This is a genomic window from Saccharopolyspora karakumensis (assembly GCF_004349225.1).
GTDB classification, from domain to species: domain Bacteria; phylum Actinomycetota; class Actinomycetes; order Mycobacteriales; family Pseudonocardiaceae; genus Saccharopolyspora; species Saccharopolyspora endophytica.
This window is the reverse complement of sequence record NZ_SMLA01000052.1, coordinates 1-21,706: the sequence shown is the minus strand read 5'-3', so window position 1 is coordinate 21,706 and position 21,706 is coordinate 1. Positions and strand designations below refer to the sequence as shown.

Annotated in this window: 21 protein-coding genes; 10 read left to right on the top strand and 11 right to left on the bottom strand. The window is 70.0% G+C overall.

Going from position 1 to position 21,706, the window contains the following annotated elements; translation table 11 throughout:
- Nucleotides 1-9 precede the first annotated feature (9 nt).
- Entirely contained in the window at nucleotides 10-174 is a 165-nt protein-coding gene (locus tag E1202_RS31570; RefSeq protein ID WP_165939939.1) for a cytochrome c family protein, read from the bottom strand.
- A 146-nt stretch (nucleotides 175-320) separates the two neighbouring features.
- Between E1202_RS31570 and E1202_RS25180 the strand changes: the two genes are divergently transcribed.
- The 3 genes from E1202_RS25180 (at nucleotide 321) to E1202_RS31565 (ending at nucleotide 2,563) form a co-directional block, all read left to right on the top strand.
- On the top strand, nucleotides 321-749 hold the full coding sequence (locus E1202_RS25180) for an NUDIX domain-containing protein (RefSeq protein ID WP_235876472.1): 429 nt from the start codon (nucleotides 321-323) through the stop codon (nucleotides 747-749).
- A gap of 513 nt (nucleotides 750-1,262) precedes the next feature.
- The gene (corA, locus tag E1202_RS25175; protein ID WP_132685608.1) at nucleotides 1,263-2,342 is read left to right on the top strand and encodes a magnesium/cobalt transporter CorA; all 1,080 of its coding nucleotides are present in this window, start codon (nucleotides 1,263-1,265) and stop codon (nucleotides 2,340-2,342) included.
- Nucleotides 2,343-2,392: 50 nt separating this feature from the next.
- On the top strand, nucleotides 2,393-2,563 hold the full coding sequence (locus E1202_RS31565) for a hypothetical protein (protein ID WP_165943976.1): 171 nt from the start codon (nucleotides 2,393-2,395) through the stop codon (nucleotides 2,561-2,563).
- Between the two features lie 249 nt (nucleotides 2,564-2,812).
- Here the strand turns inward: E1202_RS31565 and E1202_RS25170 are convergent, their stop codons facing one another.
- The 7 genes from E1202_RS25170 to E1202_RS25140 all read right to left on the bottom strand — a co-directional run bounded on the left by E1202_RS25170 (nucleotide 2,813) and on the right by E1202_RS25140 (nucleotide 12,762).
- Entirely contained in the window at nucleotides 2,813-3,985 is a 1,173-nt protein-coding gene (locus E1202_RS25170) for an ABC transporter ATP-binding protein (RefSeq protein WP_132685607.1), read from the bottom strand.
- Nucleotides 3,986-3,989: 4 nt separating this feature from the next.
- A complete protein-coding gene (locus tag E1202_RS25165; protein WP_132685606.1) occupies nucleotides 3,990-4,835 on the bottom strand; it encodes a carbohydrate ABC transporter permease in 846 nt (281 codons plus the stop codon).
- On the bottom strand, nucleotides 4,835-5,737 hold the full coding sequence (locus E1202_RS25160) for a carbohydrate ABC transporter permease (RefSeq protein ID WP_132685605.1): 903 nt from the start codon (nucleotides 5,735-5,737) through the stop codon (nucleotides 4,835-4,837). The genes E1202_RS25165 and E1202_RS25160 overlap by 1 nt, the downstream gene beginning before the upstream one ends.
- A complete protein-coding gene (locus E1202_RS25155) occupies nucleotides 5,737-6,996 on the bottom strand; it encodes an ABC transporter substrate-binding protein (RefSeq protein ID WP_165943975.1) in 1,260 nt (419 codons plus the stop codon). Before E1202_RS25155 ends, E1202_RS25160 begins: the two co-directional genes overlap by 1 nt.
- Before the next feature lie 583 nt (nucleotides 6,997-7,579).
- The gene (locus tag E1202_RS25150) at nucleotides 7,580-8,098 is read right to left on the bottom strand and encodes a general stress protein (RefSeq protein WP_132685604.1); all 519 of its coding nucleotides are present in this window, start codon (nucleotides 8,096-8,098) and stop codon (nucleotides 7,580-7,582) included.
- 187 nt (nucleotides 8,099-8,285) lie between these two features.
- A complete protein-coding gene (locus E1202_RS25145) occupies nucleotides 8,286-11,615 on the bottom strand; it encodes a patatin-like protein (RefSeq protein ID WP_235878990.1) in 3,330 nt (1,109 codons plus the stop codon).
- A 187-nt stretch (nucleotides 11,616-11,802) separates the two neighbouring features.
- Nucleotides 11,803-12,762 (bottom strand): HpcH/HpaI aldolase/citrate lyase family protein, encoded by a 960-nt coding sequence (locus E1202_RS25140; protein ID WP_132685603.1) that lies wholly within the window; start codon nucleotides 12,760-12,762, stop codon nucleotides 11,803-11,805.
- Nucleotides 12,763-12,820: 58 nt separating this feature from the next.
- Between E1202_RS25140 and E1202_RS25135 the strand changes: the two genes are divergently transcribed.
- Both E1202_RS25135 and E1202_RS25130 read left to right on the top strand, forming a co-directional pair.
- Nucleotides 12,821-14,104: a magnesium transporter MgtE N-terminal domain-containing protein gene (locus tag E1202_RS25135; RefSeq protein ID WP_132685602.1), complete on the top strand. Its 1,284-nt coding sequence runs from the start codon at nucleotides 12,821-12,823 to the stop codon at nucleotides 14,102-14,104.
- Nucleotides 14,104-14,625, top strand: coding sequence for a DUF1003 domain-containing protein (locus E1202_RS25130; RefSeq protein ID WP_132685601.1), 522 nt, complete (start codon nucleotides 14,104-14,106; stop codon nucleotides 14,623-14,625). The genes E1202_RS25135 and E1202_RS25130 overlap by 1 nt, the downstream gene beginning before the upstream one ends.
- On the opposite strand, the gene E1202_RS25125 is transcribed toward E1202_RS25130, so the two are convergent.
- Together E1202_RS25125 and E1202_RS25120 are read right to left on the bottom strand one after the other, a co-directional pair.
- Nucleotides 14,620-15,033, bottom strand: coding sequence for an NUDIX hydrolase (locus tag E1202_RS25125; RefSeq protein WP_235878989.1), 414 nt, complete (start codon nucleotides 15,031-15,033; stop codon nucleotides 14,620-14,622). The genes E1202_RS25130 and E1202_RS25125 overlap by 6 nt on opposite strands.
- The gene (locus E1202_RS25120; protein WP_165943974.1) at nucleotides 15,020-15,508 is read right to left on the bottom strand and encodes a MarR family winged helix-turn-helix transcriptional regulator; all 489 of its coding nucleotides are present in this window, start codon (nucleotides 15,506-15,508) and stop codon (nucleotides 15,020-15,022) included. Before E1202_RS25120 ends, E1202_RS25125 begins: the two co-directional genes overlap by 14 nt.
- A gap of 212 nt (nucleotides 15,509-15,720) precedes the next feature.
- Here E1202_RS25120 and E1202_RS25115 point away from each other — a divergent pair, with 212 nt between their 5' ends.
- Nucleotides 15,721-16,860 (top strand): Mrp/NBP35 family ATP-binding protein, encoded by a 1,140-nt coding sequence (locus E1202_RS25115; protein WP_132685600.1) that lies wholly within the window; start codon nucleotides 15,721-15,723, stop codon nucleotides 16,858-16,860.
- 209 nt (nucleotides 16,861-17,069) lie between these two features.
- On the opposite strand, the gene E1202_RS25110 is transcribed toward E1202_RS25115, so the two are convergent.
- The gene (locus E1202_RS25110) at nucleotides 17,070-17,684 is read right to left on the bottom strand and encodes an O-methyltransferase (protein ID WP_235878988.1); all 615 of its coding nucleotides are present in this window, start codon (nucleotides 17,682-17,684) and stop codon (nucleotides 17,070-17,072) included.
- 312 nt (nucleotides 17,685-17,996) lie between these two features.
- On the opposite strand from E1202_RS25110, the gene sigE reads away from it, so the two are divergent.
- From sigE to tatB, 4 genes are all read left to right on the top strand, one after another.
- The gene (sigE, locus tag E1202_RS25105) at nucleotides 17,997-18,620 is read left to right on the top strand and encodes an RNA polymerase sigma factor SigE (protein ID WP_235878987.1); all 624 of its coding nucleotides are present in this window, start codon (nucleotides 17,997-17,999) and stop codon (nucleotides 18,618-18,620) included.
- Nucleotides 18,617-19,363, top strand: coding sequence for a zf-HC2 domain-containing protein (locus tag E1202_RS25100; protein WP_207918907.1), 747 nt, complete (start codon nucleotides 18,617-18,619; stop codon nucleotides 19,361-19,363). Before sigE ends, E1202_RS25100 begins: the two co-directional genes overlap by 4 nt.
- A 145-nt stretch (nucleotides 19,364-19,508) precedes the next feature.
- The gene (locus tag E1202_RS25095; RefSeq protein WP_235878986.1) at nucleotides 19,509-21,164 is read left to right on the top strand and encodes a S1C family serine protease; all 1,656 of its coding nucleotides are present in this window, start codon (nucleotides 19,509-19,511) and stop codon (nucleotides 21,162-21,164) included.
- 156 nt (nucleotides 21,165-21,320) lie between these two features.
- A partial coding sequence (gene tatB, locus E1202_RS25090; RefSeq protein WP_132685599.1) for a Sec-independent protein translocase protein TatB occupies nucleotides 21,321-21,706 on the top strand: 386 nt, incomplete at its 3' end.

Sequence of the window (21,706 nt, the reverse complement as noted above, 5' to 3'; positions counted from 1 at the left end):
ATTCTCGCCTTATCCCTGGAAGAGGTTCTGCATGAAGGTGATGACAGCTTCTGCAGCCCCACGAAGACTGGCCAGGATGCCGTTCACGACATTGCTGGCTTGGTCCGGCGCGGAAAACAAGAAGAACAGGAGGAAAGCAACCACTGCCCAGGTGAGGATTTTCTTCATGTTCACTGTGACGCACCCCGTCCGAAAAAGCCCTTGAGTAGCACAGGCGCCTGCTGATCCGTTGTACCGCACTCCGCCCCATTACGGCAGCTTTGTACCGCACTTGGGTCAGTCGTTTCCGGGCAGGCCCGGACCAACTACCCTCCGTGTTGATGATCGTATCTGAGAATCCCGTGATCCGCTGCGTCGGAGCTCTCATTTTTGACCCCCGAGGCAGGTTGTGCCTGGTCAAACGGGCCAATGATCCTGGTAGGGGCAAGTGGTCGATACCCGGGGGCCGGGTGGAGCACGGAGAAACCGATCATTCGGCGGTACGGCGCGAGGTTTTCGAGGAAACCGGGCTCGTCGTCACGGTCGGTGATCTCATCGGCCGGGTCGAGCGACCCGCTCCGCGCGGGACCTTCGAGATCCTCGACTACTCCTGCCGGACCAATGAATGGGTGCTTTCCGCTGGTGACGACGCCGCGGACGCAATCTGGGCCGACGGTGCGACTTTCGCCACACTCGATCGAAATGGAGCGCTCACGGCCGGTTTGGCCGAGGCGCTGCGGTCCTGGGATTGTTTACCCCGCAACGAGTGAGCGGGAATGCCGCCGGGTTACGCGTCTCCGACGGAGTAGGTGACGATCGGTGGATCGACCCCCCGAGTGGCGTCCTTTCCGGGTGCCCGAATTAGTCGACTGGTCCGCTTTCGCGTTCGCGCCATCGCTGCGACCTGTGACGTGACTTCGACGCAGTTGTCAGCAGCCCACCCGGACGGAGTATGGTTCCCGGTTGGCTGATGCAGTGCCCACCCCTTGTGGTGGATGACCTTCGGGAGGTGAGGGATCGTGAGCAGTAGTACCGACAGCGCGCTTCCGTGCAGTACCAACCGCATCCCCGCCGAGAAGGCCCGTCGCTGATCTGAGCGAGTTGGTTTCCTCCGGCCCGTCGGGGCCCGGCCGGGATGCGATACCCCGCAAGCGAGAGTGATCTCCGCCCGAGGGAACACCGCCGCGGTGCAGCGTCCGGACGACGATCCGGTCGAACGCTGACCGGACCACCGGTCTCGCGCCACGCACGTTCCCGGGCCCCGGAACCCCCTGGAGGCCGCCGTGCCGAACCTGCCTTCGCTCGGCCTGCGCAACCGCAACGGTCGCGCCGCCCAGCCCGTCGCTCGCAAGCCCGCGCCGGTGTCCGCCTACGTGGTGGACTGCGCCGTCTACGTCGACGGCCACCGGTTGGACGGGACCTGGAACCACGCCGACGCGATCGAAGAGGTCCGCCGGCGCGGCACCGGGTTCGTCTGGATCGGGCTGCACGAGCCGACCGAGGAGCAGATCAACGGCATCGCGGAGACCTTCGGGCTGCACGAGCTCGCGGTCGAGGACGCGGTGCACGCGCACCAGCGGCCCAAGCTGGAGCGCTACGACAACACGCTGTTCATGGTGCTCAAGACGGTGCGCTACGCCGACACCGAGACCCGCACCGCGACCAGCGAGATCGTCGACACCGGTGAGCTGATGGTCTTCCTCGGCCGGGACTTCGTGATCACCGTCCGGCACGGCAAGCACGCCGAGCTGGGTGACCTGCGCTGCAGGCTGGAGGACGACCCCGAGCAGCTGGCGCTGGGACCGTCAGCGGTGCTGCACGGGGTGGCCGACACGGTGGTGGACAACTACCTGGACGTCACCGAGGCGATCCAGGACGACATCGACGAGATCGAGGCCGAGGTCTTCGAACCCCGGACCAAGATCGACGCCGAGCAGATCTACCTGATGAAGCGCGAGGTCATGGAGCTGCGGCGGGCGGTGCAGCCGCTGTCGAAGCCGATGCAGCGGCTGGCCGAGGGCTACACGCCGATGATCGCCGAGGACGTGCGCTCCTACTTCCGCAACGTCGAGGACCACCTGGCGCGCGTGTCGGAGATGGTCGGCGCCTTCGACGAGCTGCTGACCACGCTGGTGGACGCCACGCTCGCCAAGATCACGCTCCAGCAGAACACCGACATGCGCAAGATCTCGGCCTGGGTCGCGATCATCTCCACGCCGACGATGATCGCCGGTATCTACGGCATGAACTTCGACTTCATGCCCGAAACCGGTTGGAAGTTCGGCTATCCGATGGTGATGGTCGTGATGCTCGTCGCCTGCATGGTGTTGTTCAAGATCTTCCGGAAGAACAAGTGGCTGTAACGATTCCGGCGCTCGAACCGATGTCGTACGTGGAAGTGAGGAGGTCCGACATGCAAGCGCACACCACCGCGCCCACCCAGCTGCGACTCCTCACCGCGAGACGAAGTCCCGTGTCTCGCCGGGAGATCGCCGAGAAGTTGTTCCGGCACTCCGCTTGGGTGCAGCGAAAACCCGGCGCGATGTGGGACGTGGTCCCCGCGCCGAGCGCCTGCGCGCGCTGACGGCCCCTGCCCGGGTAGACCGCGGGCCACATCGTGAAAACGGATCTGCAGCAACCAGAATCTCGTTCTCACGTAGGGAGGCACCGCTATGACTCGCCTGCTCTCCAGCAAGCTCACCTTTCTCGTCGCGCTGATCGCGGGCTGGATCGCCATGGAGTTCGTGCTCATCGCGAACCAGCTCTGAACCACCGCGCGGAGGGGACGGTCGCTCCAGGCCTCGCGGCCGGAGAACCGTCCCCCTCTCATGCGCTACCTGATCGTCTCGCCCGTCTTCGGGTTGAACAGGTGGATCTTGTCGGTGTCGAACCAGACCGAGAGCTGCTCGTTCTCCCGGGCCCGCGACTCCACCGACAGGCGGGTGACGACCTGGCCGTCGTCGGTGGGCACCTCGGAGCTGCCGCTGTCGGCGGCCAGTTCGTCGAGCTCCGCGCTGCTGGCCTTGGCGCCCTGCAGCGTGAAGTAGACGTACTTGTCCGAGCCCATCTCCTCGACCACGTCCACCTCACCGGTGAACGTCGCTCCCCTGGTCTTGACCGCGTCGTCGATCAGGGAGGCGTCCTCGAAGTGCTCCGGGCGGATGCCCAGCACCAGGTCCCGAGGTGCGTCGGCGGCCTCCGCGGCCTTGCGGAGCCGCTCCGGCAGCGGCACGTCGCCGAGGGCGCTGCGCAGCTCGCCCTCCGCGAGCTCCACCGGCACGAAGTTCATCGCCGGTGAGCCGATGAAGCCGGCCACGAACAGGTTCGCCGGGTTCTCGTAGAGGTGCTGCGGCGGTCCCACCTGCTGCACCACGCCACCCCGCAGCACCACGACGCGGTCGCCGAGGGTCATCGCCTCGGTCTGGTCGTGGGTGACGTAGACGGTGGTGGTGCCCAGCTGCTTCTGCAGCTTCGACACCGAGGTGCGCATCTGCACCCGCAGCTTGGCGTCCAAGTTGGACAGCGGCTCGTCCATCAGGAACGCCTTGGGGCTGCGCACGATCGCCCGGCCCATCGCGACCCGCTGCCGCTGGCCACCCGAGAGGTTGGCCGGCCTGCGGTCCAGGTGGTTGCTCAGGTCGAGGATCTTCGCGGCCTCGGCGACCTTGTCCTTCACCGTCGCGTTGTCCACCTTGGCCAGTCGCAGCGGGAAGGCCATGTTCTCGAACACGGTCATGTGCGGGTAGAGCGCGTAGGACTGGAACACCATCGCGATGTCGCGGTCCTTGGGCGCGCGCTCGTTCATCCGCTGCCCGCCGATGCGCAGCTCGCCGCCGCTGATGTCCTCCAGCCCCGCGATCATGTTGAGCGTGGTCGACTTCCCGCAGCCCGACGGACCGACCAGGATCACGAACTCGCCGTCGGTGATCTCCAGGTTGACCTCGTTGACCGCCAGCGCCCCGTCCGGGTAGCGCTTGGTCACCTTGTCCAGCACGATGTCGGCCACTTGCTTACCCCTTCACTGCGCCGGAGGTCAGTCCGGACACGATGCGTCGCTGGAAGAACAGCACGAACAGGATGATCGGAATGGTGATCACCACGGCGGCGGCGGAGATCGTCCCGGTCGGGTCCTCGAACTGCGAGTCGCCGGTGAAGAACTGCAGCGCCACCGGAACCGTTCGCGAGTTCGCCGTCGACGTCAGCGAGATGGCGAACAGGAAGTCGTTCCAGCAGAAGATGAACACCAGGATCGCGGTGGTGAACACGCCCGGTGCGGCCAGCGGTGCGATCACCCGGCGGAACGCCTGCGCGGGTGTGGCGCCGTCCATCTTGGCCGCCCTCTCCAGCTCCCACGGGATCTCCCGGAAGAACGCCGACAGCGTGTAGATCGCCAGCGGCAACGAGAAGGTGATGTAGGGCAGGATCAGTCCCGGCCAGGTGTCGAACAGGCCCACCGTCCGTTCGATGTCGAACAGCGGCGAGACCAGGGAGACCTGCGGGAACATCGCGATCAGCAGGGACGTCCCGACCAGCGCTCGCTTGCCGGGGAAGTCGAGCCGGGCGATGGCGTAGGCGGCCATGGTGCCCAGCACGACGGCGATCGCCGTGGCGATCAGCGCGATGCCGATGGAGTTCAGCAGCGCGCGGGTGAACTCGGCGGTGGAGAAGATCGCCGCGTAGTTCTCCAGAGTCCACTCCCGCGGGATGAGGTTCCCGTCGGAGAGGGTGTCGGAGGTCTTGAACGACAGCGACAGGATCCACAGCACCGGCAGCAGCGCGTAGGCCACCACGATGACGTTGAGCGCGGCCCACTTGGCTTTGCGCGCGGGCGTCGGTGTCCCGCCGAGGCCGGCCATCAGCCCCTCCCCTTCTCTTCGCTGCCCGGGGCCGCGGTGCCGAAGAGCTTCACGAAGATCCACGCGATGAGCGCGACCGCGATGAAGATCAGCACCGACATCGTCGATCCGATGCCCAGGTTGAGTCCCTTGATGAGGTTGTTGTAGGCGAGCACCGACACCGACGAGGTGTCCTGCGCTCCCCCGGTGAGCACCACGATGTGGTCGAAGACGCGGAAGGCGTCGAGGGTCCGGAACAGCAGCGCGACGAGGATCGCCGGCTTCATCACCGGCAGCATGACCTTGACGAACCGCTGCCAGGCGCCCGCTCCGTCCATCGCCGCGGCCTTGAGCAGGTCGTCGGGCACCAGCGCGAGCCCGGACATCAGCAGCAGCGCCATGAACGGCGTGGTCTTCCAGATCTCGGCGACGATGACGATCGCCAGCGCGCTTCCGTACTCGGTCAGCGGAGCACCGCTGGGGGCGATGGCGTTGGCCAGGTAGCCGGTGTCCGGCGTCCAGGCGTAGCGCCAGCTGAACGCGGCGACGACCGTGACGATGCCGTACGGGATGAGGCTGACCGTGCGCACCAGCCCCTTGCCGACCAGCGCCCGGTGCATGATCAGCGCCAGCGACATGCCCAGCACGAACTCGACCAGCACCGACACGGCGGTGACCAGGATCGTCACCCAGAACGCGCTCCACCAGTAGGTGTTGCTGAGCACGGTGATGTAGTTGTCGAACCAGATGAACTCGCGCTGGTCCGGGTACTTCAGGTCGAAGCGCTGGAAGGAGAGCCAGAACGCGTAGAGGATCGGCCAGCCGGTCACGGCGATCATCACCAGCGCGGCCGGGGCCGCCAGCAGCATCCCCAACCGGCGTTCGGCCTTCTTGCCGTCGCTGAGCGCATCTTGGGTCGCCATCAGGGCATCACTCCCTTGGATTCCAAGGCGTTCTGCACCTCGCGGCGCATCCGCTCGGCGGTGGCCTGCGGATCGATCTCGGCGATCGGGCTGAGCATGTTGGACAGCACCGTCGAGACGTTCTGCGCGGCCGGGGTCACCGGTCGCATCCCCGGGTCCTTGAGGGCTTGCAGGATCGTCTCGTGCATCGGGTACTCGGCCTGCAGCTCGGGGTCGCTGTAGGGCGATTCGATGGTGGGCGGCACGCCGTCGTTGATGGCGGAGAACTTCTGGCTCTCCTTGTCGCGCAGGCACTTCGCGGCTTCGAAGGACAGCTCCGGCTTGGTGGAGTAGCTGCTGACCGCGTAGTTGGCGCCGCCGATGGTGGACTTGCTGGGCACGTTCGGGTCCAGGCCGGGCAGGCGCGCCCAGCCGACCTTGGCGGCCAGCTCGGGCTTCTCCTCCTGCATCGAGGCGTAGACGAACGGCCAGTTGAGCTCGAAGGCCGACTGGCCGGTCTCGAACTCCTGCCGCGCGTCGTCCTCCTCGGAGTTGTTCATGCCGGGGCTGGTGACGCCCGCGTTGCCGAGGTCGCGCAGGGCTTCCAGCCCGCGCACCGCGCCCTGGTCGACGACGGCGGTCTTCCCGTCCTCGCCGATCACGCGCCCGCCCGCCGACTCCAGCAGCGTGTTGTAGTGCACGTACAGGCCCTCGAACTGCGCACCGGTGAGCGTGATCCAGTGCGGCTTGCCCTCCTGCTTGAGGCGCTGGGCGGTCGAGATCATCTCGTTCCAGCTCCGGGGCGGTTCGGCGACGAGGTCCTTGCGGTACCAGAGCAGCTGCACGTTGGTGTTCTTCGGCGCCGCGTAGAGCTTGCCCTGCCAGGTCGCGGTCTCCAGCGGCCCGGGCAGCGTGTCCCGCTCGACCTCGGCCTTGTCGGCACCGGTCCACTCGCGGACCCAGTTGGCCTCGGCGAACTCACCGGTCCAGGTGACGTCGAGGTAGAGCAGGTCCATGCCGGTGTCCCCGGCGGCGAGGCGGCGCACCATCTGCTCGCGCTGGCCGTCGGCGTCCCGGGGCAGCTTGTGGTAGACGATGTTGTACTTGCCCGCGGCTGCGGCGTTGCAGCGGTCGACGTTGTGCTGCAGGTTCTCCTCGGGTGCGCTGTAGAGGTTGATCGTGTTGGCACGTGCGGCTTGGCCGCATGCGGTCAGCGCCGACGCGCACACCAGGGACGCGCCCAGCAATGCCGCCGTACGAGTGCGGCGAACTTTCACCATCAGTCCTTCCGGTGCCCTGGTCGCGAGCGCGACCGAGCTCCCGGGATCTCGCCAACGCTCCGTCGCACCACGACCACCGGCGGTCAGCCGGTGGCTGGAAAGCTAAGGCCCGGTGATCACGGAGGGCAAGCGCTCTCGTGCCTTGTTGCCAACCCGTGAAGAACCGGTGAACGACCGATGCAACCGCTCCCCCATTAGCCCCGGATCACTTAGCCGTTTCGGCCGCCGGAGCAGGGGTTTCGTTGAAACCAAGACGATCCCGACGCCCCAAAACTAGGGGCCGAAAGGGGTGCAGAAACACCGTCAGGCAAGCACCGGAGGTGCGTTCTCACTACCCCACCTGAGCAACCGGCACCGCCGCGGGTTCGCCAGCGGCTCTCTGGGAGGACAACCGTAGCGCCGTGTATTGGTCCATACACAAGTCTCGGATCCGGAGCCAGAGAGCCGCTCAGGTTCCGCTACCCGCACCGCCGAGCAAAGGAACCACTGAGTAGTTGTCAGTAAACCCGCGCCGCCCGGCAACAGGACCACTGAGTGGTTGCCAGTGACCCCACACCACCAACCAACAAGACCGTCGAAAGACCTACGAAGCCGGAGGACGCATGGCGAGCTTGGCGAGCAGATCCCGCCCCTGTTCGGCGTGCTTCGGCTGGGCGAGGACGTCGTAGCGTCCCGCGACCAGCTGGCTGGCCGAGGAGAAGTCCCGGCGGCCGCGCGTGGAGGCGTAGCCGACGGCGGCGAAGACCAGGCCGAACACGATGCCCGCGCCGAGACCGGCCAGCACCGGGGCGATCCAGCTGCCCTGCGGGGTGAACATGCCCATGATCAGGCCGACGAACAGGCCGAACCAGGCGCCCGAGGCGGCCCCACCGCCGAGCACGCGTCCCCACGTCAGCCTGCCGGTCACGCGCTCGACCAGCATCAGGTCGACGCCGACGATGGTGACTTCCTGGACGGGGAAGTCGCTGTCGGCCAGGTGGTCGACGGCCCGCTGCGCTTCCTCGTACTTGCCGTAGGAACCGATCGGCCAGCCGGTGGGTGGCGTGGGCAGGTTGGGTGTGCCCGGCGCCGGCCGGCTCGCGCCGGTAAAGGGGTTGGACACCGCTGACACCTCCGTTGAACTGCAAATCCCGGGACGAACCGCCCCTACGACCAGGCTACCTCGCAGCATCCCCCCGAGATCATGAACGTCCCCGCACTGATGCGCACCCGATACCCACCCCGCTCAGGTGAGGAGGGGATGGGCGTCCTCGGGGGGTGACGGGCCGGGAGCGGGCCGCTGACCTGCGTCAAGCACGCGGTACGAGGTCGGCGCTGGGTGCTCGGCGGGAGCCCGCGGGTGCGGCCGGGCCCGCGGAGGCCGGCCTGGGACGCGGGTTGAGGACGTCGACGGTGCTCGCGTAGAGGACGTGGACGTAGGCCAGGGCCGGCGCGGTGAGGCTCAGCCAGGTGCCGACGTCCGATCCGTCCTCGGCGACGAGCCCGAGCACGCCCAGCGCGACCAGCGGGGTCAGGACCGTCGCGCCGGTCCTGGCGGGCACGCGGTAGGCCACCGCGGCGAACCAGGTCAGGGCGGTCGCGGCCAGCACCACCCCGAGCGGACCGAGGCGCAGGCCGGTGCTGTGCGCGCCGAGCGCCGCGACGAGCAGGAGCGCGCAGACCGCGAGCGCCGGGGCCCACCGCGCGAGTCCGCTGCCGAACGATCTGGTGAAGCAGCGGCCTGCCCAGATCGCGAACACCAGCACCAGCAGCCCGGCCAGCGGAGCCCAGTCGCCGACGTCGGCACCGGAGAAGTCGATCAACGCCGGTCCGCTGGTCGACGACCGCACCGCGCACATCGCCCTCGGCGGGCAGTCGCCCGGCAGGAGCGTCGCGGGGCCGAACATCGCACCACCTGCGGTGATCGTCAGGGCGAAGGCCGAGAGGAACCCGAGCAGCGCGGCTCGCCTCGGCGCGGCGACCGCGAACGCGGCGAGCATCAGCAGCGGCTTGACCAGCGCCATCGCCGCACGTCCCAGGAACCGCAGGACACCGGCCCCGGACGGCTGGGCCGCGCGGTGGCCGAGCAGGCCGAAGCGGGTGGCCAGCGACAGCAGGCGCGTCTCACCCAGGTCGCGGACCCGCTGGCGGCCGACGTCGAAGCTCTCCACCGAGCGGGACAGCTCGTCCGGTTGCGGCACCGGCGGTTCGGCACCGCCGTGCGGGGCCGCTCCTGTCGGCACCGACTCGACGTGCGGGACCTCGACCGCGGCGATCGTCCACTGCAGACGCTCGGTGAGCAGCCTGCGGGTCTCGGTCAGCGGGTGCTGGTCGTCGGGCGCGGCGAACATCGCGTCGAGCTCGGCGCGGACCTCGCCCGCGTGACGCGCCCACACCTCGGCGAGGAACCCGCGCCACCGCTCGGCCCGGGACTCGTCGAGCGCACCGAGCTCGGCCTCGGTCGGACTGCTGACGACGGCCCGCAGCGACTCGCTCAGCCGCTCGGGATCGCCGTGCCGCACCAGGCGTTGCGGGTCGGCGAGCATGCCGACGAGCGTGGCGGCGGCGTCCATCCGGCCCCACATCCAGTCGTTGGCGCGCCACTTCGCCGACAGGAACGCGCCGAAGTTGCCGAGGTCGAGGCCGCGGATCTTGTCCTCGATGCGCAGCGCGCCGTCGCGGCGCAGCGCGGTGAACGGCAGCGGGGTGTGCTCGTCGCTGACCACGCGGAGCAGATCGATGCACGTGGTCGGCGCGCGGCCGACGTCCAGCGGCGCGGTCAGCACGACGAGCTGCCGCAGCACCTCGGGACGACGTCCGGTGGTCTCCAGCAGCGCGTAGCCGACCTGTTCGGCCGCGACGGAATCCGGCCTGGCCGGAGCCGCTTCGGCCAGCCGGTCGGCGATGCCGTGCAGCACCTCCCGGGCCCGCGCCACCGCGTCCACCCCGTCGGCGTCCGGGGCCGCGTCCGCGCCCGCGGACTCCACCATGGATTGGAGCTCGGCGGCGAACTCGGCCAGCGCCTGCTGGAACCCGTCGCCGTCGGAGACCGCGCGCAGCACCGCTCCCAGCAGCGGCTCGATCGGCGAGGGCAGCCGGTGCTGCAGGCGTTCCCGGCGGCCCTGCACCCTGCGGACCCAGTCGTCGAGCTCGGAGGTCTCCACGATCGGTTCCAGCCGCGCGCCGTTGATCCAGTAGCGGTCGGCGTGGCCGGCCAGCACCCCGGCGAAGGCCCGCAGCCGGTACAGCTGCGCCTTGCACGCACCGACCTGCGCGGATCGTTCGATGTCCCAGGCCCAGCCCAGGCACTCCTGCACGGCGGCGCGCAGCCCGTGCGCGTCGTCGAAGATCTCGGGACCGGCCTGCCGGGCCAGCGCCGCGAGCCGGTCGGGAAGCAGGTCTCGGGTGCGCGCCGACCACTCCGCGAGCGGTTCACCGATCACCGGCGGCAGCAGCGTGCCGTCCTCCGAATCCGAGGGGTCGGTCAGCAGCGCGTGCACCGCTTGCGCGTCGAGTTCCGCGCGCACCACCGCGTGATCGGCGGCCACGGAGGCGACGTGCTCCGCCCACCGCTCGGGACGTTCGCGCACCGGGGCGAACAAGGCCTTGCGGCGCAACGCGTTCCCGTCGACCGTCCGGTTGTGCTCGGCGAGCTCGTCGAGGTCCGACAGCAGGGATTCCTGGGTGAACCGGCCGCGCAGCGCCGCGACCGTCACCGGCACGGCACGCCCCGAACCGCGTCGCTGCCCGTGCGAGACGACCGGATCGGGGTTGAGGTACAGCAGGAAGCGCCGGGTGGGCCGATCGGCCGGGGCCTGGGCGATCGCCTCGATCGCGGCGGTGACCGGGATGTTGTCCAGCACCCCGCCGTCGATCACCCGGAACGGCGTTGTGCCCGTGCTGGTTTCGGAGAACAGGCCCAGCATGTTCGGTTCACCGGCCGGTGGTTCGCCCGGCCCGGAGCTCACCTTCGCGGGTTCGAAGGCGAACGGGAACGACGAGGTGGCGCGCGCGGCGTGCGCGAGGCGCAGCGCGGTGTCGTCGAGGTCGCCGAAGTCCGAGAGCGGGTCGCCGGCCCGGCCTTCGTGGTGGAAGGTCAGCCGCGCGGCCCGCCGCTCCAGCGGCATCGGCCCGACGCGGGCGTCGTAGTGCGGCTCCACCAGCGGATCCAGCAGGGTCGCGGTGAGCAGCATGTCGGCGCGGCGGCCCGGCTGCTGCTCGGCGGGTGGGGCGTTGTCGCGGATGACGCGGGCGAGTTCGGCGCGGAAGTAGTCGTCGCCTTCCAGCAGCGAGGCGGGTCCGCCCTGCCAGAACTTCGGCACCGGGCGGGCCATCGCCTCCAGGTCGGCCAGCTGGATCCACGTCCGCCGCATCCGCTCGAACGGCATCCCGTAGACCAGCGTCGCCGACATCAGCGCCGCGTTGAGGCCACCAGCCGAGGCCCCGGCGAGCACGTCGACGCTCACCGACCGGTACCCGGCCAACCGCGCCAGCGCGGCCCACGGGTGCTCGGATTCCCCGGTGCCGTCCAACGATTCGCGCAGCGCGTTGATCTCGGCGACGGCTCCGCCGATCCACACCGCCATGCTCGCACCACCGCGCATGGCGAGCGCCAAGCGCAGCTCGTCCCCAGAATCCACGATCACGAACGTACCGGGTTCAGAGGTGGTGCGGGGTTGCTTTGCTCAGGGGTGCGGGGAGCGGAACCTGAGCGGCTTCGTGGACTCCGGGCGCCACTCCTGATGTATGCCAATGCACGGTTTCGTGGCGGCGGTGCGAGCTGAGTCCCACACCTGAAACAGCAGCCGCGGCCGCACCCCCGAACTCCTAGCTTTCCGGAGGAGTCCAGCGGTCGGTGCGCGACATCCCGGCGGCGCGTCCCTTGCCCGAGATGACCAGCGCCATCTTGCGGGAGGCCTCGTCGATCATCTCGTCGCCGAGCATGGCCGCACCGCGCTTGCCGCCCGCGGCGGAGGTGTGCCACTCGTAGGCGTCGAGGATGTTCTCGGCGTGGTCGTAGTCCTCCTGGCGCGGCGAGAAGAGCTCGTTGACCGCGTCCACCTGGGCCGGGTGCAGCACCCACTTGCCGTCGAAGCCGAGCGCGGCGGAACGACCGCCGACCGCGCGCAACCCGTCGACGTCCTTGATCTGCAGGTACGGCCCGTCGATGGCCTGCACGTCGGCCGCGCGCGCCGCGGTGAGGATGCGGAACAGCGCGTAGTGGTAGGCGTCGCCGACGTCATAACCGGGCGGCTGGTGCCCGACGACCAGCGACCGCATGTTGATCGAGGCCATGAAGTCGGCCGGTCCGTAGATCAGCGCGGCCACGCGGGGCGACGCGGTGGCGATGGCGTCGATCTCGACCAGCCCGCGCGCGTCCTCGATCTGCGGCTCGATGCCGATGCGGCCGGGTTCCAGGCCCAGCGCGCGCTCGATCTGCGACAGCGTCAGGTCCAGCCAGCGCACGTGGTCGGGTGCGGAGACCTTCGGCAGGATGATCGAGTCCAGCTCGGCACCGGCGCCTTCGACGACGGTCACCACGTCGCGGTAGGTCCACTCGGTGTCCAGCGCGTTGACCCGCACCGACCGGATCTTGCCGTCCCAGCCGCCCTCGTTGAGCGCGCCGACGATCCGGTCCCTAGCCTCGGCCTTGGCCAGCGGGGCGACCGCGTCCTCCAGGTCGAGGAAGAACTGGTCGACCGCCAGCCCGCGCGCCTTGTCGATCATCTTCGCGCTCGACCCCGGCACCGCCAGGCAGCTGCGCCGCGCACCTTCCACCATGCTCATGCCAGGTGTCTATCACGCCGTCCGGCGAGGTGGGCGCGTTGTCCCTAGCCTGATCGACATGGTGGCCGTTACCAGGGTCTTCGCCGCCCGGATGGCGGGACTGTCCGTGTTCGGTCCGGACGGCGAACCCATCGGGCGGGTCCGCGACGTGGTCGCCGCGCTCAGCGTCCGGCGGCAACCGCCGCGCGTCCTCGGCCTGGTCGTGGAACTGCCGACCCGGCGGCGGATCTTCGTGCCGATGCTGCGGGTCACCCGCATCGAGGCCGCCGCGGTCACCCTCACCACCGGCTCGGTGAACCTGCGGGCCTTCACCAAGCGCCCCAACGAGATGCTGGTGCTCGGCGAGCTGCTCGACGCCCAGGTGCGCATCGAGTCGGCCTCGGCGGTGCTGGTCGACTCCGCGCTGGAGCAGACCCGCACCCGCGACTGGCAGCTGACCAAGCTCGCGGTCCGCGAGCGCACCGGCAGGCTGGGCCGCCGCGGGCCGACGAAGGTGCTGGACTGGGACCAGGTGGAGGGCTTGGAGTTCGCCGAGGTCACCGGCAGCCCGCAGGGCGTGCAGCAGCTGCTGTCGATGTTCGACACGATGCGCGCGGTCGACGTCGCGAGCACCTTGCACGAGCTGCCGAGCAAGCGGCGCTACGAGGTCGCCGAAGCGCTCGACGACGAGCGGCTGGCCGACATCGTCGAGGAGCTCCCCGAGGAGGACCAGAAGGACCTGCTCGCCTACCTCGACGACGAGCGCGCCACCAGCGTCCTCGAAGCGATGAATCCCGACGACGCCGCCGACCTGCTCGCCGAACTGCCCGAGATCGACAAGGTCCGGCTGCTGGAGATGATGGCCCCGGAGGAGTCCGAGCCGGTCAAGCGCCTGCTGAAGTTCTCCGCCGACACGGCGGGCGGCCTGATGACGCCGGAACCGCTCGTGGTCACCCCGGACGCCACGATCGCCGAGGCGCTGGCGATGGCCCGCAACCCGGAACTGCCGATCGCGGTGGCCAGCATGGTCTTCGTCTGCCGCGCGCCCAGCGCCACCCCGACCGGCCGCTACCTGGGATGCGTGCACCTGCAGCGCTTGCTGCGCGAACCGCCGTCCACGCTGGTCGCCGGCGCGCTGGACACCGACCTCGCGAGCCTGCCGCCGCTGGCACCGCTGTCGGAGCTCACCCGCTACTTCGCCGCCTACAACCTGGTGTGCGGGCCGGTTCTCGACGACGAGGAGCACCTCATCGGGGCGGTCACCGTCGACGACCTGCTCGACCACCTGCTCCCCGGAGGATGGCGGCACAGCGGCCTGCCCGACCGGGAACCGGAGGAGCCGACGTCCCAGGAGGCCCGCTGATGCCCGAGCTGCTCACCCACCGCCGGCTGGACCAGCCCCGCGCCGAACGCCGGTTGAACGTCTCGTTCGACCCGGAGATGTTCGGGCGGTTCTCCGAGCGCATCGCCCGGTTCCTGGGGACCGGCAAGTTCCTGTTCTGGATGACGGTGCTGGTGATCGGCTGGATCGCGGTGAACCTGCTCGCGGTCGGGTACGCCTGGGACCCCTACCCGTTCATCCTGCTGAACCTGTGCTTCTCCACGCAGGCCTCGTACGCGGCGCCGCTGATCCTGCTCGCTCAGAACCGGCAGGACGACCGCGACCGGGTCTCGCTGGAGGAGGACCGGGCTCGGACGGCGCAGACCAAGGCCGACACCGACTACCTCGCGCGCGAGCTCGCGGCGCTGCGGCTGGCCCTCGGAGAGGTCGCCACCCGCGACTACATCCGCAGCGAGCTCGACCGCCTCCGCGAGGAGATCCCCGGCCTGGAGAGCCCGCAGGAGAAGCGCAGGGCCCGCACCGGCCGGGGGCACACGTCATAGCCCGGGGTCGAGGTCGGCGAAGAGCTCGACGATCGCCGGAGCCGTGACGCGGTGCTCGGCGTACTCGGCGCGGGTGAACCAGCCGAGCTCGGCGATCTCCGCCGAGGCGACCGGTTCGCCGTCGACGGCGCCCGTGTAGCAGGCGAGATCGACCTGGACGCCGTCGCCGCGGCCGACCGCGTCGGTGCGGTAGCGGGCGAGGAGCTCGGGTTCGCGCAGGACGACCCCGAGCTCCTCGGCGACCTCGCGCTGCAGCGCGCGCTGCTCGGTCTCGCCCGGTTCGATCGTGCCGCCGGGCAGGTAGAAGGCCACCTGGTCCTGGGAGCGCACCAGCAACAACCGCTGGTCGACGCAGAGCACCAGGCCGACCGCCTTGATCAGGGAGTTCACCCGCTCATGCTTGCGCACGCTGACCAGGAGGCGAGGGCACACCCCCGTCCGCCAGGCGTTCGCAGGCGCGCACCAGGGTCTCCAGCTCGCCGTCGGCGGCGTTGAGGAAGTAGCGCGCGACACCGTGGCGGTGGGTCGACGCGGCCATCCGCAGCCGTCCCTCACCCCGTTCGGTGATCACCGCCTGCACGCCGCGCCCGTCGGAGTCGACCCGCACGCGACGCACCAGTCCGAGTTTTTCGAGCCGGTCCACCAGTCGGGTCACCCCCGAGCGGGAGAGCAGCACGACATCGGCGAGTTCGGTCATCCGGAGTCGTTGCTCCGGCGCTTCGGTCAGCGCTTCCAGCACGTCGTAGGCGGCCAGTGTCAGCCTCTGCTCGGCGATCAGATCGCCTTCCAGGCAGCGCGTGACCCGGGCGTGTGCGCGCAGAAAACTGCGGTACGCCAGCAATTCGTTTCGAGTCGGTAATCGGTCCAGAGCCGTCTCGGCCACGTGACGGATATTACTGTCCGCATCCCCTTGACTCCTCAGCGCCCCCGGTCAAGCACATCGGGTAACGGCCCTACCGGCGGCGATGGTCTTGCCCCGCGGCGGCTACTCGTCCGTAACATGGGAACTGCCGAATAGGGGTGTGAGACCCTTTTCTGGTTCGGCGGGATTCGCTCCCGTCCCCACCACGTTCACCAACGCTTGTCGAGGTAACCGTGACCAGTACGCAGTCCGCACCGACCGAGGAAGCCGTCCGACAGGCCCTCACGAAGGTCGAGGACCCGGAGATCCGCAAGCCGATCACCGACCTGGGCATGGTCAAGGGCGTGTCCATCGGCGACGGCGGCGCGGTGGAGGTCGGGGTCTACCTGACGGTTCAGGGCTGCCCGATGCGCGAGACGATCACGCAGCGGGTCACCGACGCCGTCTCCGCCGTCGACGGCGTGTCCTCGGTGCAGGTCGAGCTCGACGTGATGAGCGACGAGCAGCGCACCGAGCTGCGACGCAGCCTGCGCGGCGACGCCGAGGAGCCGCGCATCCCCTTCGCCGAGCCGGGCTCGATGACCCGCGTGTACTGCGTGGCCTCCGGCAAGGGCGGCGTCGGCAAGTCCAGCGTCACGGTCAACCTGGCCGTCTCGATGGCCGCCCGCGGCCTGTCGGTCGGCGTCGTCGACGCCGACATCTACGGCCACTCGGTGCCGCGCATGCTGGGAGCCGGCGGCAAGCCCACCCAGGTCGAGAAGATGATCATGCCGCCGCAGTCGCACGGCGTGAAGGTCATCTCGATCGGCATGTTCACCCCGGGCAACACCCCGGTGGTCTGGCGCGGACCGATGCTGCACCGCGCGCTGCAGCAGTTCCTCTCCGACGTCTTCTGGGGCGACCTGGACGTGCTGCTGCTCGACCTGCCGCCGGGCACCGGCGACGTCGCGCTGTCCACCGCCCAGCTGATCCCCAACGCCGAGATCCTGGTGGTCACCACCCCGCAGCAGGCCGCCGCCGAGGTCGCCGAGCGCGCCGGTGCGATCGCCATGCAGACCCGCCAGCGGCTGGCGGGCGTCGTGGAGAACATGTCCTGGATGGAGATGCCCGACGGCCAGCGCATGGAGGTCTTCGGTTCCGGCGGCGGCCAGATCGTGGCCGACTCGCTGAGCCGCGCGCTGGGCACCGAGGTGCCGCTGCTGGGCCAGATCCCGCTGGACCCGAGGCTGCGCGAGTGCGGCGACGCGGGCGAGCCGCTGGTGCTGCAGGAACCGGACTCCCCGGCAGGCGTGGCGCTCAGCGACATCGCCAAGCGCCTCGGCACCCGAGCCCGCGGCCTGGCGGGCAAGCTCCTGTCGGTGTCCCCGGCCTAGGCTTTCTCGCCTTCGTCGACAGCGGCGGCAGCCGCTGTCTCAGGTGTGGGACTCAGCTCGCACCGCCGCGGGTCCTCAGCGGTTCTCTGGTGAGGACAGCCGCAACGCCGTGTATTGGACATACATCAGTTGCGGCTCCCGGAGCCAGAGGACCGCTGAGGTTCCGCCACTCGCACCGCTGAGCAAGATGAGCCTGCAACAGCGAGACGTCAGCGCTTCGCGACGGCGAGGAGGCCTGGGCCGGTCGGCAGTGTCACCGGCACCAGGCCCTCGTCGTCCTGCACGGCCTTGACCAGCGCGCGGATGGCCGCGGCCAGCGCGCTGCGGTGGTCGTGCTCGCCGAGCTGGACCCCGGCGAACACGATGACCCCGCCGGGCCGCAGCAGCCGCGCGCCCAGCTCCAGGTAATCGGGGTAGTCGGTGCTGGCGACGCCGACCGACACCAGGTCGTAGCCGCCCTCGGTGAAGCGCGGCAGCATCTCCACCGCACGTCCGTTGATCAGCCGCGTGCGCGCGGGCGCGATGCCCTCCTCGCGCAGCGCGGCCCGAGCCGTGCGGTGGTTGGCCGGGTCGGCGTCGATCGAGGTCAGCACGCCGTCCGGCACCATCCCGCGGAGCAGCCAGCGGGCGCTCTCACCGGATCCCGTGCCGATCTCGACGACGGCCTTGGCCCGCAGCGCGGCAGCGAGGAACTGCAGCACGTGCAGCGACGACGCACCGACCGGCTGGCCCTGCGGACCATCGCCGATCGGGCGGGCACGTGTCCGCTCACCCACCTCGCAGCCGCTCATCGAGTAGCGGGCCACCGACCTCTCGGGTATCACAACGCGAAAGGTTATCGGCGTTCCGCCCGAAGATGATGTTTCCGGACGACATCGTTAGACGGCCGTTTCCATGCGCGACATTCCGTCACGCTGGGTGATCAAGGGTGCAGGGCCGAGCGGGTGAGAGCAGCCTCACCCAGACTCTCAGGCCCTTCTCAGGCCGCTTTCATGCCGGTTTCACCAGGGAGGACGACAGTAGCCGTCATAAACCGACACCCATCGGCGTCTCACCGGTGAACGGGGCGCGGGAACAACGCTCCCGCCCCAGTCGTTCTGGTAGATGCAAGCCCACAGGAGGTGGCTTTTCGCCCGATGGCAACACAGCCGATGAGCGTGGCCCCCGGCACCGACCGGTCCCACGAGAAGAGCGTTACGCCGAGCACCGTCTCCCCCGGCGCGGAGGAAGCCGCCTGGACCCCGCCCAGCTGGGACGAAGTGGTTCGGCAGCACGCGGACCGGGTCTACCGGCTCGCCTACCGCCTGTCCGGAAACCAGCACGACGCCGAGGACCTCACCCAGGAGACCTTCATCCGGGTGTTCCGCTCCCTGGCGTCCTACAAGCCGGGCACGTTCGAGGGCTGGCTGCACCGGATCACGACCAACCTGTTCCTGGACATGGCCCGCCGCAGGTCCCGCCTGCGCATGGAGGGCCTGCCGGAGGACACCGACCGGTTGCCCGGTGGCGGTCCGACGCCGGAGCAGGTCTTCCACGACACCCACCTCGATCCCGACCTGCAGGCGGCGCTGGACCAGCTGCCGCCGGAGTTCCGCGCGGCCATCGTGCTCTGCGACGTCGAGGGCCTCTCCTACGAGGAGATCGGTACCACCCTGGGCGTGAAGCTGGGTACCGTGCGCAGCAGGATCCACCGCGGGCGCCAGATGCTGAAGGCCACGCTCGAAGCGCGTCGCGAACAAGCCGGGAGGATTGACGGATGACGGTTCTGCGGGGGTGGGGGCTGCCCGAGCAGCACCTCGCGCTGGACGCTCTCGTCGCTTTCGTCGACGGCGAGCTCAGCCCGAGCGCCCACGACCGCGCGGTGGCCCACCTGGCCGGATGCCCCGCGTGCACGGCGGACGCCGCCGCTCAGCGGCAGGCCCGCGCGGCGGTCCGCGCGGCCGACACCCCGTCGGTCTCGCCGGAGCTCCTGCAGGCGCTGCAGGCCATCCCCTCCAGCGCCGAACTCCCCGCACAGCCCGAGAACCTCGCTCTGACCGAGGACGGTCAGCTCGTCACCGTGTCCCGCCCCGAACGCCTGAAGCGCTTCGGCAGCGGACCGGTGCTGGGGTCGTCCACGCCGCTCGGCGGCTCGCAGCAGCCGCTGGGCACCAGCGTCACCTCCTACGACGACCGGCCGGAGGACTCCGCCGACCGGCGGGCCTCCCGGCGCACCAAGCAAGGCGCCGGTGTCGTGTTCTCCGGGCTGGTGCTCGGTGCCCTGGCGTTCATGAACCTGCCCATCACCGACGAGGACGGGCACCCACTGCCTGGTGCTCCCGTACCGCTTCCCGGTGGGGCCTTCACCAACGCCGTCATCCCGGCCGGGGGCAGCACCGCGCTTCCGTCGGAGAGCGTCCCGGCGAGCTCGGCCGCACCGAAACCGCAGGTCGCAGCCGTTCAGCCCGCGCCGCCCGCGCCGGCACCACCGGCTGTCGCCTCCACCGCGCCGCCCCCCGAGTAGCGGGCTGGCGATTTCGCGCCCACTCCACGCGGACTTCACCGAGCTGCGGGCAAAATGGGTTCGTCGGCACCATGCCGGTGAGGCGGGCCGCGCGCCCGTGTGATCCACTCGATGTGACGAGCCCGATCGGACAGCCCGGGGAGCGATGAGCGACCAGCCAGGAACGCCCGCGCAGGGTCCCGACGCGCGCCGGGACGGCCCTGCACGAGGTCAGCAGGGGGCAGAGCCGGTGCACCCGTGGCAGGGCGGCGCCATGACGGGCCGCGGCGTGCCCGCGGACCGATTCGCCGCCGCTCCCTCCCAGTCCCACGACAGCAACGGGCACACGTCCGATCGGCTCCAGCCGCGCCCCCTGGATCGGCCCGAGGTCGACCCGTCGCAGCGCAACGCCTTCGCCCGACCCCAGGGCGTGTCGGGCAGCTTCGACCCCGACGAGCACGGTCTGGCCGCGCGCGGGATCGAACAGGCCCCTCCCCCGCCGGATGCGCTGGTCCAGGCGTTCGGCCGCCCGCCGCAGAGCGACGACCCCCTGCAGCGCGCGCCGGGCGAGAAGCCCATGACCCCGGAGAACGAAGCCGACCCGGCGCTGTGGAACTCCGGCGACCGGGACCCGTGGCGGGACCCGGCGGCCGGCGCGATCCTCGGCCCGCCCGCGGTGTCCGAGGAGCAGCCCGACGACGACGGCGAACGCGAACGGGGACCGCTGCTCAGCGCCCGGGAAGTGCTCTTCGGCCACCGCGTGCACCCGCGCGCGCTGGCGATCCTCGGCGTGGTCGCGCTGCTCGTCGGCCTCGTGGGCGGTTTCCTCGGCCGGATCACCGCCGAGGAGGGCAACCCGCTGATCAACCCGGACGTCACGCTCGCCGAGGTCGATCAGGGCGCGGGCGACCGGCCGCGCGGCGCGGTGTCCCAGGTGGCGCAGCGCGTGGTTCCGGCGGTGGTCTCCATCGAGGTCCGCATCGGCGGGCAGGGCGGTTCCGGTTCGGGCGTGGTCATCGACGGCGGCGGCTACGTGGTCACCAACAACCACGTCGTCTCGATGGCCGCCGACACCCCGAACGCGCAGGTCTCGACGGTCTTCCACGACGGCACCCGGGCCCCGGCGAGGGTCGTGGGCCGGGACGTCAAGACCGACCTCGCGGTGCTCAAGGTCGAGGTCTCCAACCCGACCGTCGCCCAGCTCGGCGACTCGGACGCGCTGCGGGTCGGCGACGACGTCATCGCCATCGGCTCGCCGCTGGGCCTGGCGGGCACCGTCACCACCGGCATCGTCAGCTCGGTGCACCGACCGGTCCGGCTGGCCGGGGAGGGCACCGACACCAACGCGGTCATCGACGCCATCCAGACCGACGCGGCCATCAACCCCGGCAACTCCGGTGGCGCGCTGGTCGACGGCTCGGGCGCGGTGGTCGGCATCAACAGCGCGATCCGCACGCTCGGTTCGGGCGGCGAGGGCGGCTCGATCGGACTCGGGTTCGCGATCCCGATCGACGACGTCCGGCGCATCGCGCAGGAGCTCATCCGCACCGGCACCGTCCGGCACGCCGACCTCGGGGTCAACGTGAAGTCCGTCAGCGACGGGCTGGCCGACGGCGCTCAGGTGCAGAACGTGCAGGACGGCAGTTCCGCCGCAGGTGGCGGGATGGCCGAAGGCGACGTGATCATCAAGGTCGGCGACCGCAAGGTCGGTAGCGCCGACGAACTCATCGTGGCGGTGGACCGGCACCAGGTCGGCGAACGCGTCCCCGTGACCGTGGTCCGGCAGGGCCGCGAGCTGGTGCTCGACGTGACGCTGAAATGACCGATCACAACGGCATGAACAGCGGGCCACCGGGAGGACACGGCGCGAAGTTGCGCCAGTTCCCCCCTTCGACCGGCGTCACCCGGTCGGTACGCTGGCGATGTCGGCAGCTCGGCGTCGGTTCGCGAGCCACGAGGATCCCAGAGGAGTCGAGAGGTGTTCGATAGCGTCGGCTGGCCCGAGATCCTGATCCTCGCGCTGGTCGGGTTGTTCGTGCTCGGCCCGGAGCGGCTGCCCGAGGGTGCGGCGTGGCTGGGCAAGGCGGTCCGCCAGGTCAAGGAGTACGCGACCGGTGCCCGCGAGCAGATCCGTTCCGAGATCGGCCCCGAGTTCGACGAGCTGAAGAAGCCGCTCGATGAGCTCCGCAGCGTCCGGAACTTCAACCCGCGCACGGCGGTGACCAAGCACCTCCTGGACGGCGAGAACCCGTTCGAGGAGTTCAAGAAGAACTCCTCCCCGCTCAACGGCTCCGCCCCCACCAGCACCAACGGCCAACCCCCGGCGGCCACGCCCAAACCGGCCGAACGCCCCCTCTCCCCGGG

Bases quoted from the DNA above. Each gene is read 5' to 3' on its own strand.
- E1202_RS25095 (WP_235878986.1), top strand. From the start codon at position 19,509: ATGAGCGACCAGCCAGGAACGCCCGCGCAGGGTCCCGACGCGCGCCGG.
- E1202_RS25180 (WP_235876472.1), top strand. From the start codon at position 321: ATGATCGTATCTGAGAATCCCGTGATCCGCTGCGTCGGAGCTCTCATT.
- E1202_RS25130 (WP_132685601.1), top strand. From the start codon at position 14,104: ATGCCCGAGCTGCTCACCCACCGCCGGCTGGACCAGCCCCGCGCCGAA.
- E1202_RS25155 (WP_165943975.1), bottom strand. From the start codon at position 6,996: ATGGTGAAAGTTCGCCGCACTCGTACGGCGGCATTGCTGGGCGCGTCC.
- E1202_RS25160 (WP_132685605.1), bottom strand. From the start codon at position 5,737: ATGGCGACCCAAGATGCGCTCAGCGACGGCAAGAAGGCCGAACGCCGG.
- E1202_RS25100 (WP_207918907.1), top strand. From the start codon at position 18,617: ATGACGGTTCTGCGGGGGTGGGGGCTGCCCGAGCAGCACCTCGCGCTG.
- E1202_RS31565 (WP_165943976.1), top strand. From the start codon at position 2,393: ATGCAAGCGCACACCACCGCGCCCACCCAGCTGCGACTCCTCACCGCG.
- sigE (WP_235878987.1), top strand. From the start codon at position 17,997: ATGGCAACACAGCCGATGAGCGTGGCCCCCGGCACCGACCGGTCCCAC.
- E1202_RS25165 (WP_132685606.1), bottom strand. From the start codon at position 4,835: ATGGCCGGCCTCGGCGGGACACCGACGCCCGCGCGCAAAGCCAAGTGG.
- E1202_RS25135 (WP_132685602.1), top strand. From the start codon at position 12,821: ATGGTGGCCGTTACCAGGGTCTTCGCCGCCCGGATGGCGGGACTGTCC.
- E1202_RS25140 (WP_132685603.1), bottom strand. From the start codon at position 12,762: ATGAGCATGGTGGAAGGTGCGCGGCGCAGCTGCCTGGCGGTGCCGGGG.